This window comes from Pseudomonas sp. ICBG1301, assembly GCF_016918385.1.
Taxonomy (GTDB): domain Bacteria; phylum Pseudomonadota; class Gammaproteobacteria; order Pseudomonadales; family Pseudomonadaceae; genus Aquipseudomonas; species Aquipseudomonas palleroniana.
In genome coordinates this window covers 1-1,702 of sequence record NZ_JAEKGB010000024.1, presented here as the reverse complement: position 1 = coordinate 1,702, position 1,702 = coordinate 1, and the positions used below count along the sequence as shown (strand labels likewise).

Sequence of the window (1,702 nt, the reverse complement as noted above, 5' to 3'; positions counted from 1 at the left end):
GCGAGGTTTATCGCTACGACGATCAGCACGTCATCCTTGAACGGCAGTTGGCCGGTGGCGCGAGTTTCTATTGGGAATGGGAACGTTCCGGCAAGGCGGCGCGCTGTATCCGGCATTGGGCCAGCTTTTCGCAGATGGACGCGCGTTATGCCTGGGGTGACGACGGCCAGGTCACGGTGTTTAACGCCGACGGCAGCCAGGAAGTCTACGTGCATGACCAGCGCGCACGGCTGGTACAGCGCATCGATCCGGACGGTGCCGAGCATTTCAAATCCTACGACGACAAGGGCCGGCTGACGGTCGAGCAAGACCCACTGGGCGCGGTGACGGCCTATCAGTACGACGATGCCGGACGCTTGGTGGCGGTGTTTCCGGGGGACGACGAACCAACCTCCTACGAGCATGACAACGGCTTCGTACGCGTGGTGCGGCGCGGCCAGGCGGTCTGGAAATATGAGCGCAATGACCAGGGCGACGTGACGCGTCGGACGGATCCCGCCGGCCATATCACCGACTACAGCTATAACCCATCCGGGCAACTGACGGGCGTCTGGTACCCCGATCACAGCTGTCATCGGCTGGTCTGGAATGAGCGCGGGCAGTTGCTGGAGGAGCAACTGCCCAATGGTGCCATCAAGCGTTATCGCTATGACGACCTGGGGCGGCAGGTGGCGCGTGAGGATGAGCACGGCGCGCTGACCCAATACCAGTGGGACAGCGTGGGCCGCCTGGTTCGCGTGGTCTTGCCGGGCGGTGCGTATCGGGAATACAGCTACAACCCCTACGGAAAAATCACCGCCGAACGCGACGAACTCGGCCACGTCACCCGTTACGAATACGCCGACGGCCTGCACCTGATCAGCCGCCGCCTCAATGCCGACGGCACCCAGGTCAAATACCGCTACGACAACGTGCGGCTGTTGCTCACCGCGATTGAAAACGAAGCCGGCGAAACCTACCAGCTTGATTACCACCCCAACGGCCTGATCCAGCAAGAAATCGGCTTTGACGGCCAGCGCACAGCGTATGCCTACGACCTCAACGGCAACCTGCTGGAAAAGACCGAACACGGCGACGATGGCCGTCAGCTGGTTACACGTTATGAGCGCGACCACGCCGGGCGCCTCGTACGAAAAACCCTTGCCGATGGCAAGGTGGTTGAATACGCCTACGACCGCCAGGGCAACCTGCTCAGTGTCGACGACGGCCACTGGGCGCTGGCCTACGAATACGACGTCCAGAATCGCCTGACCGCCGAGCACCAAGGCTGGGGCACCCTGCGCTACGGCTACGACGCCTGTGGTCAGTTAAAGCACCTGCGCCTGCCAGACAACAACCGTCTGGTGTTCAACCATGACAAAGGCGGCCACCTTGCTACCGTTGAGCTCAATGGCGAAACCCTCACCTCTCATCTGTTTAATGGAGGTCGAGAACACCAAAGAAGCCAAGGCAAACTCCTCAGCAGCTACCAATATGACGATCAAGGACGCCTGCTCAACCACGGCCTATGCGGCGTTGAAGGGGGGGTTTACCAACGCCAATACGACTACGACAAAACCGGCAACCTCACCCGCCTGCTCGACACCCGCAAGGGCCAGCACGACTACCACTACGACCCCCTCGCCCGCCTGACCCGCGCCAACCACTCGCAAGACGTACAGGAACGCTTCGGCCACGACCCGGCGGGCAACCTGCTGATGCA

General features: G+C 61.6%; 1 pseudogene. It reads left to right on the top strand.

What is annotated here, in order from left to right:
* Nucleotides 1-1,702: pseudogene (locus JBE38_RS27505) on the top strand (RHS repeat protein); the annotation flags it as partial.